We start from the raw sequence: 17438 nt of genomic DNA, 5'->3' as shown, positions 1-17438 counted from the left end.
GGGTTCCAGCAAGATGTCTGGAAAGGGCCAGGCCGAACTTGCCTCCGCCTATCTCGCTTACCTCGCCGGGACGCGGCGACTGTCGCCCCTCACCTGCGAAAATTATGGCCGCGATCTCGAGATACTGATGAATTTCTCCCGAGGAATCGAACTGGAGCATTTGCAAATCCACCATATCCGGCGTTTTCTTGCTCAGTTGCATGCAAACGGATTTTCCGGCAGGAGCCTGGCGAGAATGCTGTCTGCATGGCGCGGACTCTACAATTACCTGGCGCGGCATCATGGTTATGCTTGTAACCCCTGCGCCGGGGTGCGAGCGCCGAAGTCACCCAAGGCCCTGCCTCGCACCCTGTCGCCTGATGAGGCCTTGAAGCTGCTGGAGTTTGATACTCCTGATCTGATTACCTTACGCGATAAAGCCATGTTCGAGCTCTGCTATTCTTCCGGATTGCGGCTGGCGGAACTCGCGAGCCTGAAGCCCGAGGATTTAAGTCTGGCGGACGGGATCGTGCGCGTTACCGGCAAAGGGAATAAAACCCGCGATGTGCCGGTAGGAAGCAAAGCCGTGCAAGTAGTGGGGGAATGGATGAAACAACGCGATGCGCTCGCCAGGCCGGGGGAAACGGCGCTATTCCTGTCCCGGCACGGGAGGAACATCAGCCGCCGGTCGATTGATCAGCGCCTGAAAATTCAGGCAGTAAAGCAAGGAATCAGCGGGCGCATCCACCCGCACGTGCTGCGGCATTCATTTGCATCACACGTGCTGCAATCCAGCGGCGACCTGAGAGCGGTGCAGGAGATGCTGGGGCATGCCAGCATCAGCACCACGCAGGTATATACCCATCTCGACTTCCAGCATCTATCGAAGGTCTATGATGCAACACACCCGCGCGCACGAAAAAAGAACGAGCCTTGAACCGCAGGGATGAGCCGGACTACGGATTGGCGCAAACACTGTTTGCATTCTTCTCGTGAATCGGCGTTATAATCTCCGCTCTCCAATTACCGGGCTAGACATGGCAGAATACCACGGCACAACCATACTTTCCGCCCGTCGGGGGAACCACGTTGCGCTGGGCGGCGATGGCCAGGTGACACTGGGAGCGGTGGTGGCAAAAGCCAGCGCGCGCAAGGTGCGGCGGCTGTACCATGACAGGCTCCTGGCCGGATTTGCCGGAGGAACGGCGGATGCCTTTACCTTGTTCGAACGTTTTGAAGGCAAGCTGGAAAAACATCAGGGACACCTCATGCGCTCGGCAGTGGAGCTGGCAAAAGACTGGCGCACCGACCGGATTCTGCGCAGACTCGAGGCCATGCTCGTCGTCGCCGATCAGGCCGCCACCCTCATTATTACCGGAGCGGGAGACGTAATAGAACCCGAACTCGGGCTGGCGGCAATCGGCAGCGGCGGCTCCTATGCGCATTCAGCGGCACGCGCGCTTCTGGAAAACACTGATCTTACACCGCCGGAAATCGTCAAGAAGGCACTTACCATAGCCGGGGATCTGTGTATCTACACCAATCAGAACCACGTAATCGAGGTTCTGGAGTAGCAGCCGGAGAAAATGAATCCGGACAAGATAGGACTGACCCCTCTATTCCGGTATAACCTTATGCTTTGTATTGTTCGTACTGTTGCTTTGATTTCTCTCACCTTTTGCCTTTATCGCTGACCTGACCATGTCTCAACTGACTCCCCGGGAAATCGTCCACGAGCTTGACAAGCACATCATAGGTCAGGATGCCGCCAAGCATTCGGTTGCCATCGCGCTCAGGAATCGCTGGCGCAGGCAGCAGGTACAGGATCCACTGCGCCAGGAGATTACGCCCAAGAATATTTTGATGATCGGTCCGACGGGTGTTGGCAAGACGGAAATAGCGCGCCGGCTCGCGAAACTTGCGGATGCGCCGTTCATCAAGGTCGAGGCGACCAAATTTACCGAGGTAGGGTATGTTGGACGTGACGTGGATTCGATCATCCGTGATCTCGTGGAAGCTGCGGTCAAGCAGTCGCGGGAGCGTGAAACGCAAAAGATGCGCGCACGCGCGGAAGACCATGCTGAGGAACGCATACTCGATGTGCTATTGCCTTCTGCCCGAGAAACAGGTCTGCAGATGGAATCCATCGAGGCGGAAAGTGCTACCCGCCAGAAATTTCGAAAGAAGCTGCGCGAGGGAGAGCTCAACGATAAGGAGATCGAAATCGAGCTGGCGACCCCGCATACCCACATGGAAATCTTTGCTCCCCCTGGAATGGAAGAGCTGACGACGCAGATTCAAGGCATGTTCCAGAATCTGGGTGCGGAAAGAAAAAAGACGCGAAAGCTGAAAATCCGCGAAGCGATGAAGCTCCTTGTCGATGAGGAAGCCTCGAAGCTGGTTAATGATGAGGAATTGAAGCTGCGCGCAGTACAGAATGTCGAGCAGAACGGCATCGTGTTTCTGGATGAAATCGACAAGATCACGAGCCGTTCCGAGACTTCGGGAGCGGATGTATCGCGCCAGGGGGTTCAGCGGGACCTGCTGCCTCTGGTGGAGGGCACCACGATTTCCACCAAATATGGCATGATCAAGACCGATCATATTCTGTTTATCGCCAGCGGGGCATTTCACCTCGCCAAACCTTCCGATCTGATTCCCGAGATGCAGGGCCGGTTTCCAATTCGGGTTGAGCTCACCAGCCTCAGCGCCGACGATTTTGTACAAATCCTCACCAATACGGATGCCTGTTTGACACGTCAATATGAGGCGCTGCTTGAAACCGAAGGGGTCAGACTGGAATTTACTCCCGATGCGGTCAAGCGTCTGGCGGAGATCGCCTTTGCAGTCAACGAGAAAACAGAGAATATTGGAGCACGGCGTCTTTATACCGCCATGGAAAAACTGCTGGAGGATGTTTCGTTCAATGCCGAGAAACACCATGGAGACGCAGTTGTCATTGATGCCGCCTATGTGGATAAACGACTCAGCGACCTGGCGCAGAGCGAGGATCTGGCCCGCTACGTACTGTAAAAAATCGCTGAAGGCTTCCCATTCTTCAGGCAATCTATCATTCCCATAAGAAAGAAAGATTATCTCTTCGCGATACAGACGCCCGCACTTCCGATAGAAGCTGCGGTTACACTGATTGCCCTGCCACATAACCCGATGACCAGGCCCACTGGAAGTTGAAACCACCCAGTTGGCCCGTGACATCGACGACTTCCCCCACGAAATAAAGTCCGGATACTTTTTTCGATTCCATCGTTCTGGAAGAAAGCTCGGCAGTATCGATGCCTCCCAGTGTTACTTCCGCCTTTTTGTAGCCTGCGGTGCCGTCCGGGAAAACCTGCCAAGCATGCAATTGAGAGGCCAGTTGCTTCAAGCTCTTGTTGCCATACTGGTTTACAGGCATTTCCGGGGGCGTACTCCTCATTGCGCTCAGCCACGCTTCTGCAAACCGTCGGGGCAGATGCTGCGCCAACAGATTGGACAGCAGCGCGCCGCTGTGCCTGCGATCGAGCAACCAGTCAGGTGCATCCAGCTCAGGTAGCAGGTTGATATGGATCGGATCTCCCGGTCGCCAGTATGAGGAAATCTGGAGGATTGCAGGACCGCTCAGACCCCGATGCGTGATCAGCAGATTTTCTCGAAAATGCGCGCCGTTACAGCTCACTATTGTGTCGAGTGCAATGCCCGAGAGCCCTGAAAAAACGGACAACTGTTCCGGCGCAAAGGTCAGCGGTACCAGGGCGGGACGTAGCGGCGTAACGTTTATGCCGAACTGCTCTGCGATGCGATAGCCGAAAGGACTGGCGCCGATTTGTGGAATGGAAAGACCTCCGGTCGCGACTACCAGCGCATCTGTCATCACCTTGCCACAGCTGGTTTCCAATATGAATCCAGTATCGCCGAAACCCCGGTCTATGCGGCTTACCTCGCAGGGCATTTGAAAGATGACTCCAGCGGCCTCACATTCATTGTGCAGCATGTCAATGATTTGCCGCGAAGCCTCATCGCAGAATAGCTGTCCCAGCTTTTTTTCGTGATAACGGATGCAATGCTTTTCCACCAGTTCTATGAAGTGGCAAGGAGTGAAGCGTGCCAGCGCGGATCGGCAGAAATGCGGATTCTGCGACAGAAAATTTTCCGGGACAGTGTGACGATTCGTGAAATTACATCGGCCGCCTCCCGAGATACGGATTTTTTCCGCCAGCTTGGTGGCATGATCCAGCAGCAGCACACTCCGTCCACGCTTTCCCGCTTCCATTGCACACATCATGCCGGCTGCGCCAGCGCCTATTACGACGACATCTTTCTTCAATTGCGATGCTTGCGGGGAAATGAGCCTTGTGGGTTTACTCGCATTCTGTTGCAGCCTTGCGCCATACGCTGGCCAGCCAGGGTTGCTGCTCGCGTGGAAGGCCTGCCGGGCGATAGTAATGGGCAAGCTCGATGAAACCCGCATTGGCCATGTAGCGCCTCCAGCCGTCAATATCGTGATATACGCAATAACGCCCGTGATTCCAGCCCTCTTCGTTACTTCCGCGCGGATTGGAGCTGAACAGCACACCGCCCGGTTTCAGCGTTGACCGCAGTTCTTTCAGCACTCGAGGCAGCTCAACACTCGGAACATGAAACAGGGAGGCATTCGCAAATATGCCATCAAAGTATTCTTCAGGCAGATCGAGCCGGAGGAAGTCCTGCTGCCATATCTCGCAACCACTATGGTTAGCCGCCATTTCGACAAACCGCGTTGCCCCTTCCAGCCCGATCGCCACATGACCGAGATCGGCAAAAGACTTCAGGTCACGTCCGGGGCCACAGCCGAGATCCAGTATCTTGAAGGGCGGAGGACTTTCGATGTAGCGCAGCAATGCAGCGACATTTTGGCTGACATCATGGTCTTTCGTACCCTCCCAGAACGCTTCGGCTCTTTCGTTGTAACTGTTCAGTGTAAGATGGGAGAGTTTTCCAAGATCCAATGAATCGGTTTTCACGGCAGCTTACACAAATAGGGTAAAAATCAGGCGGGCATTCTGCCCGTCTCGCGTGAGTCGAATGAAAAGAGTCGAATGAAAAGAGTCGAACGAAAAGCACTTACTCTCTGGCAATACCCAGCAATGCGCCGCGAGCCTGAAGATCAGTCATGATTTTCAAGCCGCCTTGCATCACGACTTCAGGCGAGGGATGTCTGCTTTCAGTCGTGATGATTTCAAGAGCAGCACGCCCCGTGTGCTCTTCCAGCACAAGCAGATCTATCAGACGCGCAGTAAAGGCGTTGATTTCTGAAAATTGAATCTCGTCATCCGCGTCACGAAACAGCAGCAGGTAAGATTCTGCCTGGGCGATGCGAGCGCGTGGACGGATGTGATGGACGGGCCAGTGATAGCAAAGATTGGCAAGCACCGGATTCAAAAGAGGCCGTCCCTCGAGCAGATTACCGGTGGCATCGATCGTCTTCCAATCGGGCATGCCCGTCGATGTGGACAATGCCAGTTCCACCCATTCGTAGTGCGCGAGCTCCAGGAGGAACTCCGGGTAGTTTTCAGGAATGGCGCCTTCACTTGCCAGAAATTCGATAAACTCACCGGCTATCTGATGAAAAAGGGGAGAACGGCTACGGTGCGCAATGAGAAAGGCGCGCACCAGCCTCGACCATCGACGCGAGCCCAGCACATCTCGGGTCACCGGGAAGCATCTGAGAAGAAAGCCGTCGAGATTCTCGTAAACCAGTCTGCTGTATATGCGCATTCGCCGCACGTCGATTCCGGGTGGAACAGGCTTTCCCCCGGGATTGCGAAGGTGCGCAGTAAAGGCGTACTGGAAGCGCTGGAATTCAGGAAGCTGAACAGACATCGCCTGAATGCGCATGCCGCGCCTGGATCAGCGCGATGCGTTGCACTTCCCGCATCAACTGATCGAGCGGAGGAATATTGAAGTCACGCTCGAGCAGAGTCGGCGCAACACCGTGCATGTCGTAGGTTTGATCCAGCAGCGACCATACCGGATCGATTACATCGGCGCCGTGAGTGTCGATGATCAGATTCTCCGCCTCCTTATGATGTCCGGCCATGTGCATATACACGATGCGATCGGAAGGCAGGGCACGGATGAAGTCCACCGGATCGTAGTCGTGGTTAATGCTGTTGACGTAAACGTTATTGACATCGAGATGAAGATCACAATCCGCCTCCAGCAACACAGCCTGGATAAAGTCCAATTCACTCATATCGGTGATAGGCGAAGCAACATAAAACGATGCATTTTCCAATGCGATACGCCGCTCGAGAATATCCTGTGTACGGCGAACGCGTTCAGCGACATATTTTACCGCTTCCTCCGTAAAAGGGATCGGGAGCAGATCGTACAGGTGACCGTCGTCAGAGCAGTAGGAAAGATGTTCCGTATAAAGAAGTATCCGGTGCTGATTGAGGAAGTGGCGAATCTTTTGCAACAGCACTTCATCCAGCGGAGCAGGACCGCCAATTGAAAGGGAAAGGCCATGGCAGACAAAAGGATGGCGCTCAGTAAAAAAACGCAGATCCCGTGCCGCGCTTCCGCCAAGGTCGATCCAGTTCTCGGGAGCGATCTCGAAAAAATCGATGGCGTCGGGGACACCGCTTTTCAGCGCAGGAATGAGCTCCCGCCGGAAGCCCAGCCCCACGCGGGCGAGGCGTGGGAACTGTTGCATGTCCAGTTATTTCTTCATCTGGCCATGAGGTGCTGCTGTTCCGCCACCGGACCTGCTTTTTGCAAAGCTGTCCGCTTCCGCCGGGTCGACGGCTCCATCCTTATTTGCGTCAATCTTGTCGAAGATGCCTTCGTGATGCTTGATAAATTCTTCCTTGGTCACTTTATTGTCTTTGTTCTTGTCCGCCAGCGACATGCCGCAATTTCCCTCTGCCGCTTTTGCGCCCGCCCCATATTTGCTGGGATCTACCCTGTCGGCGTAAGCCACTACATAGCGCTCGTTTAACGACTGCATGACGAAGGGATTGCTTGCCTTGCTGTCCGCCTCACTACTGTCGCTCGCGAAAACAATGGGAGAGGCGCTGAGGCCGGTAGCAAGGACCGACCCTATGACCGCGGAAATCCTGGATTTTTTGTCTTGCACAGTTGGTTCTCCTTGAATCTGGAAAAAATATTATGTCACAGTTTGACAGGAACGGGAGCCGATTCCGCTGATCCTGCAGCGCGATCGGGAACAAGGAATTCTCCCGGAGAGGCTTGCAGCAAAATAATGCATTTATTTCTTGCGGGGGTATTCAAGGACTGAAAATTCTGCAAGAATTCGTGCTGCCCCATGTGTCCCCCTATATGTTCCACAGGGAGTTGAACGTGAAGAGGCTGCGGTTTTGTCATGAACAGGAGGATGAGAGCCTGGTTCTTAAGCTAAATTGTGGGATTTCCGTTCCTGGCGAAACCTTGACAAGTTTCTGCCAACTGTATTGCTCTCAGAGCGCATCAACTGAACCGGAGATGAGTTATCTGTATAATGGGTTGTTTTTAAATAGCAGTTGCATTGTTACACGTCACCCAGCAATGGAAAGGAAATACTGACTATGCCGCAAGAAATGTATAAACAAGCCACTCCCTACATACCCTCGAAGGGAGAAAGCTACATGAGTTCCAAGCAGCTTATGCATTTCCGCAATATTCTGGAAGGCATCAAGTTTGAATTGGGACAGGATATCGATCGCACGGTTCACACTATGCAGGACGAAGCCACAATATTTGCTGATCCTAACGACCGCGCCAGCCAGGAGTCGGACATGGCGCTCGAATTAAGAAATCGTGACCGCGAACGCAAGCTGATCAAGAAGATAGATGAAACGATCTCAAAAATAGATACTGGAGATTACGGCTATTGCGAAAGCTGCGGTGTCGAAATCGGTTTAAAGCGCCTTGAAGCCCGCCCTACCGCCACACTCTGCATCGACTGCAAGACCTTGGATGAAATAAGGGAAAAGCAAGTCGCGAAATAAACATCTGCCTGCTTTTCACTTAGGTTCTGCAGGTAACGAAGTACTTCATTGCCTTTCCGGAATAAAAGCCCCATCGACAGGAGGCTCTTATTCCGGGAAGTCAGCTGATAACTGAGCTGACTTCAAAAAACGGAAGATACGGGAGACAGGAGATAGGGCAGGGATAAGAGGACAAGGAACCGCATCGAGAAAGTGGCGTGGCTCTGCTCCTTGTGGAAAATTCTTCTCTCTGTTCTGCCATCAGGTGGTCGCGTTGTCCGCCACATCGGTGGCAACCGCTTTCATGCTGAGACGCAACCTTCCCTTGTCGTCAGCTTCCAGGACCTTCACCCGAACCACTTGTCCTTCCTTGAGGTGGTCACCAACATTGTTGACGCGCTCATTGGCGATTTGCGAGATATGCAGCAGGCCGTCCTTGCCCGGAAGTACGCTGACAATGGCACCAAAATCTAGAAGCTTCAGCACTGTTCCGTCGTATACCCGCCCCACCTCAACCTCGGCCGTGATGTCTTCGATGCGCTTTCTCGCCAGCTCACCACCCTCGGCGTTAACACACGCGATCATAACATTGCCATCGTCCGTAATATCGATGGTGGTGCCCGTCTCTTCAGTAAGCGCACGGATCACTGCGCCCCCTTTTCCTATGACGTCACGTATTTTCTCGGGGTTGATTCTGATCTTGATGATACGGGGAGCATGTTCCGAGATATCCTCGCGCCTGGCCGGCAACGCCTGCTTCATGATCGCGAGAATATGTATTCGCCCTTCCCTTGCCTGTACCAGGGCAGCGTGCAGGATCTCTTTGGTGATCCCCTGAATCTTGATATCCATCTGCAGGGCGGTAATGCCATTTTCGGTGCCCGCCACCTTGAAATCCATGTCGCCCAAATGATCTTCATCACCTAGAATATCACTGAGCACGGCAAACCGGTTTCCTTCCTTGATGAGCCCCATGGCAATACCCGCCACATGCCCCTTCAGGGGTACGCCGGCATCCATCAATGCCAGGCAGCCGCCGCAAACGGATGCCATGGAACTGGAACCATTGGATTCGGTAATTTCAGAAACCACACGAAGCGAATAGCCAAACTCTTCCGGAGAAGGCAGAATTGCAATCAAAGCTCGTTTTGCCAGCCGTCCGTGCCCGATTTCACGCCGCTTGGGTGTTCCAACCCGTCCCGTCTCTCCGGTGGCATAGGGAGGCATGTTGTAGTGAAGCATGAAACGCTCGGAGTAATCTCCCTGGAGAGCATCGATTTTCTGCTCATCGCGACCGGTCCCCAGCGTTGCAACTACCAGGGCCTGGGTTTCTCCGCGGGTAAATAATGCCGAACCGTGGGTCCGCGGCAGGAGGCCGGTACGGATCGTTATTGGCCGGACGGTACGGGTGTCGCGCCCATCGATGCGCGGTTCGCCGTCCAGAATCTGCGAGCGCACGATTCTCGATTCCAGTGCAAAACAAGCCTCCTTCACCGCCTGGGCATCAGGACCTTCCTCGTTCTCGACGCCGAGTTCGGTAAAGACTCTTGTCCAGATGCTGTCTATGGTCTCGGACCTTACCTGCTTCTGCTTCTGGCGGAAAGCGGCACGCAAATCATTCTCCGCCAGTTCCGCAATTTTAATGGCCAGTGCAGGGTCTCTTGCAGGCGGTTCCCAATCCCATGCGGTCACGCCCGCCTCATCCGCCAGTTCATTGATGGCATCGATGGCCACCTGCATTTGCTGATGACCATAAACGATGGCGCCCAGCATGACATCCTCCGACAACTCCATCGCATCGGATTCCACCATCAGCACGGCCTGCCGTGTGCCAGCCACGACCAGATTCAGCTGTGTCTGCTTCAGGGCGCTGGTATCGGGATTCAGTACATATTCGCCATTGATGTAGCCAATCCGCGCGGCGCCAATAGGCCCGTTGAACGGAATGCCTGAGAGCACCAGCGCGGCAGACGCGCCCAGCATGGCGGGAATATCGGCATCTACTTCGTTATCGGAAGACAGGACGGTGGCTACCACCTGCACTTCGTTGTAGAAATTTTCAGGAAAAAGGGGACGGATCGGGCGATCGATCAGACGGGAGGTAAGAATTTCCTTTTCGGAGGGACGGCCTTCACGTTTGAAAAAACTGCCGGGTATTCGGCCAGCCGCGTAGCTCCTTTCCTGATAGTCCACCGTCAGGGGAAAGAAATCCTGCCCCTGCTTGGCGCTTTTTGCACCTACCACGGTAACCAGGACGACGGTATCGCCCATGCTGACCATAATGGCGGCATGTGCTTGCCTTGCTATTTCTCCAGTTTCGAATGTTAGTTGATGAGACCCGTACGTAACACTTTTCTTGATTTTCAATTAACTGCCCTTTTCGATTAAATCATTCCGGTTTCGCTTCCAGGCACCATAGCCGCGGTCGCGCAACCGATACAAGCGGAATTCATTCCGACGCTCAAGGAAGCAATAGGTTATTCCGCTGCTATCTCAATCGGGGATTTACTTTTATTTACGCAGGCCGAGCCGTTCTATCAGCGCCCGATAGCTCTCCACACTGTTCTGCTTCAAATAATCGAGCAGCTTGCGCCGGCGGCTTACCATCCGCAGCAAACCGCGGCGGGAGTGATGATCCTTGACATGCGCTTTGAAATGACCGGCCAGATCGTTGATACGGGCGGTCAGTAACGCCACCTGCACTTCGGGAGAACCCGTATCTCCCGCAGCCCGTTGATAATCGCGCACCACCTGTGCTTTTTGATCGGTTGTAACTGCCATGCTACTCTCCATTACGCCTGATGCGAAAGGGCGACATTTTACTCTTTAACAGGGTGAATTCTCAAGACATTATTGGATTTCCAGTGCACCGGCAGGCGTTGCACATCCCCTGCGGGAAGTTTGCACGCTGATCACACACCTCAAGAGCGATCAGAGCCAACGGCTTGCTACCGCGCGATACATCCGCCAAGCGAGGATGCAGGCGAACGAATGGCACGCATTTCCGCATCAGCATAACGTACCACCGTCGATAAGGTAGAGCGCGCGGCACGCGCATCCGATGCCAACCGCAGCAGTGTGCCGAGAGTCAGCGAGCGCTTCAGTAACAGCCCCAGCAAGCGAACCAGGTGAGGACTTCCGTCCGGTCGTACCGCCTCAAGCAGAACACCGGGGGGTGAGAAGTCGAGGGGATCTGAAATAGCGCGTACCGCCATGAATGGCAAGCTAGCATTCGTGGCAACTTCGGCAACTGCGCCGCTTTCCATATCTACTGCATTCGCGCCGGTGGATTCGGCCAGGTCGCGTTTTGCAGAAGTGGAGGTAAGCACCCTGCTGCTGGCAGCCAGGATTCCGCCTGCCACATTCAGGTGATCGGGCAGGCATCGCTGCAAGCGAGCGCGCCAATTCAAATCAACTGGCAGGAGACAGTCGCCCGTATGGATCGACTCAGGCAGCATCAGCGCTCCAGAATTCAGGCCGGAATGCAATGCACCCGCAAAACCGAAACTCATCAGTGCAGTGGCTCCTGCTGTCCTCAGTCCGGTTGCGGCTGCGCCGGCTGCCTCTGCCCCCACCCCACAAAGCCAGACAGCAGCGCCATTCCCGAGATCTGTCCTTTGATTGAAGAAAAGGCGCAATGGCGTTATGCAACGCGCCTCCACCCGCATGGCGACAATGATGCCGACCCCCGTCACGCAGGGAGCTTCCGGTTCAATGCATGAAATCGGGTCAATGCCCATACCGGGAAATATTTCGTATACCCGTAGTACTTGAGGTAGAAAACCCGCGGGAAGCCGGGAGCGGTGAACCAGGGCTCATGCCAGAGCCCGTCGCTGTCCTGTTCCCGCAACAGATACGCAATTCCCCGGTAAACCTCATGACTGCGCCATTCACCGGCCCCCATCAGTGCGAGCAGTGCCCACGCGGTATGAAAAGAAGTACTGGTATGAAACTGGCCTGCCTCCTGGGGGGAAAGGTAGCTGTCGTTACTTTCTCCCCATCCGCCATCCTCCCGCTGCACGGATTTGAGCCAGTGCACCGCGCGCCGGATGGCAGGATGACCGATATCTATCCCCGCCAGACGGAAGGCCTCCAGCACGGACCACGTTCCATAGATGTAATTGCTGCCCCAGCGGCCGAACCAGGCACCACTGGCCTCCTGTTCATTGAAGAGGTATGCCAGGCTCCGTTCCAGCGCCTGTTTATGCCTGGATTGGCCGTACAAGGCGAGAAAACCTGCACAGCGGGCGGAAACATCACTGGTCGGAGGATCAAGGAGCGCTCCATGATCGGCAAACGGAATCTCGTTGAGATAGTAATACGTATTGTCGCTGTCGAAAGCCGCAAACCCGCCATTGCTGGACTGCATTCCTGCCAGCCAGTCGGCAGCCCGGCTGATGCTTTCCTGATAAGCCTTGGGGTCGGCCTGGTACAGCGCCCAGGCCACCGCAGCCGTGTCGTCGAGATCGGGATAGTGAGGATTCGTGTACTGGAAAGCCCAGCCACCTCCTGGCAATTCGGGATGATCTTCCTGCCAGTCCGCCGGCGCATCGAGCACCTGGCAGGGAACCAGCCAGTCGAGCGCTTTCCGGATGGGCTTCTGATCGACCTCCGTATCCTCCTGAAAGGCGAGACAGGTCAGGACGGTATCCCATACCGGGGAAACACAGGGTTGGCACCAGGTACGCTCGCCTTCATCCACCAGCAGCAGGCGCAGCGCCTTGCGGCATTGCACCCGTGCGGGATGATCATACGGGTATCCAAGCAATGCCAGAGCTTCGCTGGCATTCACCATGGCAGGAAAGATCGCCCCCAGACCTGAGTCGCCGTTCAGCCTTTCCACGATCCAGCTTTCCGCCCGCCGCAGCGCTAATCTGCGCACCCCTTTGGGTATGAATGGTTCGAGCAGGGAGAGAGTGCGCTCGATCAGCAGAAACACGCGATTGAGCGCAGTACGTACCGGAAAATAATTCCGCTCCTCCTCCGGGGGTACCGTGAACAATTCACGGATGCCGACTTTGCGCGGATTCGCCGCGCGCGCCCTCAGGCTGCAAAGGATAGACAGCGGCACCATTACTGTCCGCGACCAGTACGCGACCTTGCTGGTATGGAATGGGAACCACTTGGGGAACAGTATGATTTCCACCGGCACAAATGGCACCCCCCGCCAGGGAAGCTGGTCATACATGGCAAGTAGCAGACGTGTAAATACGTTTGCTCTCGCTGCGCCGCCATGCTTCAGAATTGCTGCACGCGCGCGCACCATGTGGGGCGCGTCGGGTGAGTCACCTGCAATCTTCAGAGCATAATAGGCCTTGACCGAACAGCTCAAGTCGAACTCACCGCCGTAGTAGAGCGGCCAGCCTCCGTGCGCTGCATCCTGTTTTTCACGAATAAAGCGGGCAATCCTGACCTCCAGGTCCGGATCCACTTCATCCATGAAGTGCATCATCAGTATATACTCGGCGGGAATCGTGCAATCGGCCTCCAATGGAAAGCACCAGTGGCCATCCTCCCTCTGCTGAGCCAGCAGCGCATCGCGTGCCGCTTTCAGCCCCGCTTTCAGCGTTTTTTCATCCATTGCGGGAGTATTGTTTGAGTTCGAGGATTGAGCTTGCAACGAAGTTCTCGCCATACCTCCGAATTTTTTCATGTACTTTTACCTAGCGCCTCTTTAAAGTTTCAGGAAGAACACATTGCAGGGTGTGAATGTAACTATAAAAGCCATTAAAAGCATGATTTTACTCGATTCGGCCCTGAAATCGATACATCATCGAGATTCACGCAAGAATGTTTATTGCAGATGTAGCGCCCGCTGGATGAATGTGGAAGCAGCAGTTGAGATTTGATTAAAATCTCATCTCAACGGCTCGGACGTCGCCTCGTTCTGTACGGAACCCTCATCTGCGAATTCGTCCAGGCTCTCCGGCGGCGGGTCGCCATCATAGATCAAATGCTTGCGCTGCTGTAAAAAACCTTCGCGAACAAAAAGATAAGGGTCCAGCGCGGCTTGGTCCCGAATACGCATAGGGCCGGACAACCTCGCCCGCCTGTCAATGATACTTAAAACCGTGATTGGAGCTACAACTGCACTGCTGGCGACAGTACCCGCATAAAACAAAAGGTTGCTGAAAACGCTCACAGGAATGCCGGGCGCATCGCGATAACTGCTGGGGCCGATCAGAGGGACAAAAAGATAGGAGCCAGTACCAACGCCCCAGACACCGAGTGTCTGTCCGAAATCTTCATCATGTTGTGGCAACCCCATAGGACCTGCCATGTCGAAGAGTCCGCCCAGACCGATGGTCGAATTGACCGCAAAGCGAAGGGTGTCCTGGAATCCCTGCCGTACTTTACCTTGCAGGAAATCATTCAGAATAACATTGGGGTATGCAAGGTTGTCGTAGAAATTGCCGATCGAACGCTGCAGGGGGTCGGGCACATGCTTTATATAAGCATCAGCAACCGGGGCCAGAACGGCGCGGTCCACCCTGTCGGTAAAATTGTAAAACTGTCGATTGGCTCTTTCATTCGGATCGATTGTATCGATGTCCGCATCGTTCTTATGCAGCGTCGCGCAACCGGTAAACAGTGATATGCATGCCAACAACAGGAAGGAAGTTCGCATATTTGCCACCATCCGTAAAGGGAAGGCTATGTCCCTGTTAATCTGTCCGTCAGAATCAGAATCCGCATGGAATGGGAATGTCCACAAACCGCTACAGGTGCGAAGTATACAATTATTGCCGGACTAGCGCACAAATTGAGCCTTTGCCCCTGTTGCCGGCGCCCGCAGCAGTGCGGGCAGTATCACCAGTGTACAGATAAGCGTAAAAGCCAATCCCACGGTAAGCATTATTCCCATACTTGCAGTGCCCCTGTGCGACGAGAACATCAGGCTTGCGAAATCCACCAGCGCCGTCAGGGCGCTGTAAAAAATCGCACGCGCAGTGCTGGTGTGGATCAGAATCTCGCTTACCAGTTCACTATTCAGGCTGCGATGCACCATATGCAGGCTGCTATCGATCCCCAGGCCAAGCAAAAGCGGGAGAGCAATGATATTGGCAAAATTGAACGGAACATCCAGAAGGACTGTGAACGCAGCGGTGAACAGGCTGGATAGCAACAGCGGGAGCAGGACCAGCAGCGTGTACTTTACACTGCGCAACAACACCAGCAGGGCGACGATAATTCCAGCGAGCGCAAGCAAAAACGCCTGTACGAATGCGTGCACTACCGCCTCGCCTGCTTCAAGGGTCACCACTGGCGCTCCCGTCACCTCGGGCGCCACTTTCTGCACGCTTCGCACGAAACGCCGCAATGCATCATTGTCGTTCAGGTCTTCTGACGGATAAATTGCCAGGCGATATTCACCTGACTGGGCATGCCAGCGGCTGCTCAATGATGCCGGCAGATCCTGCTCGCCAAACAGATTGGCTTCCGTCGCGGTGCGAAGGTTCTCCAGCGCGGCAGGCAATGTAACCAGCAGATCTCCTTCCAGCGACCGCAGCAAGGCATCCTGCTCGGCTGGGCTGGCTGTATCAAGCTGTTCAAACAGGGAACTCAGGGATGACCTGAGCTTGCGTGCGGCCGGCACTGCCGCATGCTCCGGACGCGCGGCAATAAAACTGTCCAACGCGGCGGCCAATGCGGCGAGCGCCTCACGCTGTTTCCGGAGGGAACTGTCCACGCGGCGATCCTGCGCCACTATCTCGATCGGTCCCACGGTCAACGCCATTTCCTCGATGAGTTGCAGCTTTTCTTCCTGATCCGCCGGCACGAAATCGGGGAGACTGACCACCTTCTCCACTTCAGGAAGCTTGCTCAATGCATGCGTCAGACGCCCCAGTTCCTTCTGGTCTTCTGCCAACGCAACGGAATGCCACGGCGAAAGATCGGGCTCTGCAAGGAGCTCACGAAAGGCCTGTATCGCTTTTCCTTTCTGATCCTGCAAATTCAGGAGATTGTAGTCGAACCGCACTTGAGGCAGCAGAAGAAGAGCGCCAATCGACGCGGCAAGCGTGACGGCGTAGGTCAGCCTGTGCCATTTCAGGGATAACTCCAGCACTCTGCCAACCGACGCTTTCGGCGGAGCGATTGCTTTGGCTTCGCGCCGGGTTGGAAGGTAGCGCAACAGGGCGGGCGCAACCGTAAGAGTTACCAGAAGGCTGATAATCATGCCTGTGCCGGAAATTAACCCCAATTCCGCCACGCCGCTGTAATCCGTAGGGATGAACGCGTAGAAGCCGATTGCGTTAGTGATGGTGCAAGCGGTAAGGGCGGCACCAGCGTCCCCGCCAGAAACATGCAGGGCCTCGGTAGAGGGGTTGCCGCTTTCCAGAACTTCGCGATAACGCAGCAGAAAGTGAATTGCGAAGTCGGCCCCCAGACCGATGTACAACACGGCAAACGCAATGGAGATCAGGTTGACATGTCCCACCGCGGCGGTGGCAAATGTTGCCGTTAGAACCAGGCCCATGGTGAGACACACCAGTACGTTGATGATCAACCCAGCCGCTCGCATCGCAAAATAAAGAACCACGGCGACCAGGATGAAGGTGATTATTCCCGCGTATTCCATGCCGAGCAGCGAACTGCTCAGTTCGTCATGCGATAACGCCACTTCCCCGGTAATACGCAGGCGGACTGCTCCATCCTCCGTAATTCCGGCATCTCCTGCCGCAGCGGATAGCGCCTTGATGGCCTGCTCCCCGGGAAACATCTGATCATAATTGAGCTTCGGCTTGACCAGGATCAGTTCCCGGTATTTGCTTTTTTGCGGTTCACCGCTGAAGAGGGCTTGCCACGACAGCGCACGCGGCGACCCTTCCAGTCTCGCTCCCAGCGTGTCGCTCACTGCGCTCAGCACCGGGCTGAGCTCCATGGCGCGGCCCTTCTGTAATTCCTCTACCGCCCCCTTCAGCACATCGGCGAAAGCCGCGAGGGTAGGGTTTCCGGCAATATGGGCCATCAAAGGCTGCGCTGCAGCGACGCGATCGGTTACCTGCTGCAGTTCCGGAACGCTTTCATAGAGCAGGCCATTGCGCGTGAAGAAGTCGCCTCCCGTCGGGGGATAGACATCCTCGAAATTGAGAGTGTCTTTTTTCAGCCGCACGGCAAGGCGTTCGGTTGCCTGATGGACCTGCTCAGGCGCCGGTGCTTCCAGCACTACCAGAAGCGTGTCGGCATCCTGCGGAAATGTCTTGTTGTAGTGAGTGATATTGACACGAAACGGCAGATCCCTGGAGAGCATGTCGGTTGTGTCGGTATTGATGCCGAGATTGCGCGAGACGTAGACGCTGCATCCTGCGGAAATCAGCAGTGCTGCAAAAAGAACCCAGGCGCCATGACGATAGCAAACGGTGGCCCAAGCTGCAAAAATACGGTAAACGCGGCTTTCCGAATCGTTGTTTGTTGTGGTCATGCTTGGGAAGCAATGTCGGAGAATCGATCCGTGCTCAGAGGATGGTTTCGGGGGTTAGCAGCGAGGTA

15 protein-coding genes are annotated in these 17438 nt (G+C 55.0%); 4 read left to right on the top strand and 11 right to left on the bottom strand.

All coding sequences use genetic code 11. The features are described 5' to 3' along the window. Positions 1-13 precede the first annotated feature (13 nt). From xerC to hslU, 3 genes are all read left to right on the top strand, one after another. Positions 14-916 carry a tyrosine recombinase XerC gene (gene xerC / locus ACZ5BW_RS01410; protein ID WP_464541805.1) on the top strand — a complete coding sequence of 301 codons (903 nt, stop codon included), beginning with the start codon at positions 14-16 and terminating at the stop codon, positions 914-916. 100 nt (positions 917-1016) lie between these two features. Further along, positions 1017-1553, top strand: coding sequence for an ATP-dependent protease subunit HslV (gene hslV, locus ACZ5BW_RS01405; protein ID WP_464541803.1), 537 nt, complete (start codon positions 1017-1019; stop codon positions 1551-1553). Between the two features lie 127 nt (positions 1554-1680). Next, positions 1681-3012: an ATP-dependent protease ATPase subunit HslU gene (gene hslU, locus ACZ5BW_RS01400; protein ID WP_464541801.1), complete on the top strand. Its 1332-nt coding sequence runs from the start codon at positions 1681-1683 to the stop codon at positions 3010-3012. A 106-nt stretch (positions 3013-3118) separates the two neighbouring features. On the opposite strand, the gene ACZ5BW_RS01395 is transcribed toward hslU, so the two are convergent. From ACZ5BW_RS01395 to ACZ5BW_RS01375, 5 genes are all read right to left on the bottom strand, one after another. After that, positions 3119-4303, bottom strand: coding sequence for a BaiN/RdsA family NAD(P)/FAD-dependent oxidoreductase (locus ACZ5BW_RS01395; RefSeq protein WP_464541799.1), 1185 nt, complete (start codon positions 4301-4303; stop codon positions 3119-3121). Between the two features lie 34 nt (positions 4304-4337). Beyond that, positions 4338-4979 (bottom strand): class I SAM-dependent methyltransferase, encoded by a 642-nt coding sequence (locus ACZ5BW_RS01390; protein ID WP_464541796.1) that lies wholly within the window; start codon positions 4977-4979, stop codon positions 4338-4340. A 100-nt stretch (positions 4980-5079) separates the two neighbouring features. Beyond that, the gene (locus tag ACZ5BW_RS01385) at positions 5080-5838 is read right to left on the bottom strand and encodes an HvfC family RiPP maturation protein (RefSeq protein WP_464541794.1); all 759 of its coding nucleotides are present in this window, start codon (positions 5836-5838) and stop codon (positions 5080-5082) included. Continuing rightward, positions 5819-6673 carry an HvfB family MNIO-type RiPP peptide maturase gene (locus ACZ5BW_RS01380; RefSeq protein ID WP_464541792.1) on the bottom strand — a complete coding sequence of 285 codons (855 nt, stop codon included), beginning with the start codon at positions 6671-6673 and terminating at the stop codon, positions 5819-5821. The genes ACZ5BW_RS01385 and ACZ5BW_RS01380 overlap by 20 nt, the downstream gene beginning before the upstream one ends. A 6-nt stretch (positions 6674-6679) precedes the next feature. Next, positions 6680-7096 (bottom strand): EF-hand domain-containing protein, encoded by a 417-nt coding sequence (locus ACZ5BW_RS01375; protein WP_464541790.1) that lies wholly within the window; start codon positions 7094-7096, stop codon positions 6680-6682. A 448-nt stretch (positions 7097-7544) separates the two neighbouring features. On the opposite strand from ACZ5BW_RS01375, the gene dksA reads away from it, so the two are divergent. Then, positions 7545-7967 (top strand): RNA polymerase-binding protein DksA, encoded by a 423-nt coding sequence (gene dksA / locus ACZ5BW_RS01370; protein WP_074975841.1) that lies wholly within the window; start codon positions 7545-7547, stop codon positions 7965-7967. A 240-nt stretch (positions 7968-8207) separates the two neighbouring features. Here dksA and pnp read toward each other — a convergent pair whose 3' ends face one another. The 6 genes from pnp to ACZ5BW_RS01340 form a co-directional block, all read right to left on the bottom strand. Continuing rightward, positions 8208-10313 (bottom strand): polyribonucleotide nucleotidyltransferase, encoded by a 2106-nt coding sequence (gene pnp, locus ACZ5BW_RS01365; RefSeq protein WP_464541788.1) that lies wholly within the window; start codon positions 10311-10313, stop codon positions 8208-8210. A gap of 144 nt (positions 10314-10457) precedes the next feature. Continuing rightward, complete coding sequence (gene rpsO, locus ACZ5BW_RS01360) at positions 10458-10727, bottom strand: 30S ribosomal protein S15 (protein ID WP_074975172.1); 270 nt, start codon at positions 10725-10727, stop codon at positions 10458-10460. Positions 10728-10894: 167 nt separating this feature from the next. Continuing rightward, on the bottom strand, positions 10895-11641 hold the full coding sequence (locus ACZ5BW_RS01355) for a phosphorylase family protein (RefSeq protein ID WP_464541785.1): 747 nt from the start codon (positions 11639-11641) through the stop codon (positions 10895-10897). After that, a complete protein-coding gene (shc, locus tag ACZ5BW_RS01350; RefSeq protein WP_464541783.1) occupies positions 11638-13599 on the bottom strand; it encodes a squalene--hopene cyclase in 1962 nt (653 codons plus the stop codon). The genes ACZ5BW_RS01355 and shc overlap by 4 nt, the downstream gene beginning before the upstream one ends. A gap of 204 nt (positions 13600-13803) precedes the next feature. Beyond that, positions 13804-14574, bottom strand: a complete 771-nt coding sequence (locus ACZ5BW_RS01345; protein ID WP_464541781.1) for an MlaA family lipoprotein — start codon at positions 14572-14574, stop codon at positions 13804-13806. 123 nt (positions 14575-14697) lie between these two features. Beyond that, entirely contained in the window at positions 14698-17370 is a 2673-nt protein-coding gene (locus ACZ5BW_RS01340; protein WP_464541779.1) for an MMPL family transporter, read from the bottom strand. Between the last annotated feature and the right edge of the window lie 68 nt (positions 17371-17438).

Source organism: Nitrosospira sp. TNL300 (assembly GCF_055385915.1).
This window is presented reverse-complemented; position numbering and strand designations above follow the sequence as displayed.

Bases quoted from the DNA above. Each gene is read 5' to 3' on its own strand.
- ACZ5BW_RS01385 (WP_464541794.1), bottom strand. From the start codon at position 5,838: ATGTCTGTTCAGCTTCCTGAATTCCAGCGCTTCCAGTACGCCTTTACT.
- ACZ5BW_RS01340 (WP_464541779.1), bottom strand. From the start codon at position 17,370: ATGACCACAACAAACAACGATTCGGAAAGCCGCGTTTACCGTATTTTT.
- rpsO (WP_074975172.1), bottom strand. From the start codon at position 10,727: ATGGCAGTTACAACCGATCAAAAAGCACAGGTGGTGCGCGATTATCAA.
- hslV (WP_464541803.1), top strand. From the start codon at position 1,017: ATGGCAGAATACCACGGCACAACCATACTTTCCGCCCGTCGGGGGAAC.
- ACZ5BW_RS01345 (WP_464541781.1), bottom strand. From the start codon at position 14,574: ATGCGAACTTCCTTCCTGTTGTTGGCATGCATATCACTGTTTACCGGT.
- dksA (WP_074975841.1), top strand. From the start codon at position 7,545: ATGCCGCAAGAAATGTATAAACAAGCCACTCCCTACATACCCTCGAAG.
- hslU (WP_464541801.1), top strand. From the start codon at position 1,681: ATGTCTCAACTGACTCCCCGGGAAATCGTCCACGAGCTTGACAAGCAC.
- xerC (WP_464541805.1), top strand. From the start codon at position 14: ATGTCTGGAAAGGGCCAGGCCGAACTTGCCTCCGCCTATCTCGCTTAC.
- ACZ5BW_RS01380 (WP_464541792.1), bottom strand. From the start codon at position 6,673: ATGCAACAGTTCCCACGCCTCGCCCGCGTGGGGCTGGGCTTCCGGCGG.
- shc (WP_464541783.1), bottom strand. From the start codon at position 13,599: ATGAAAAAATTCGGAGGTATGGCGAGAACTTCGTTGCAAGCTCAATCC.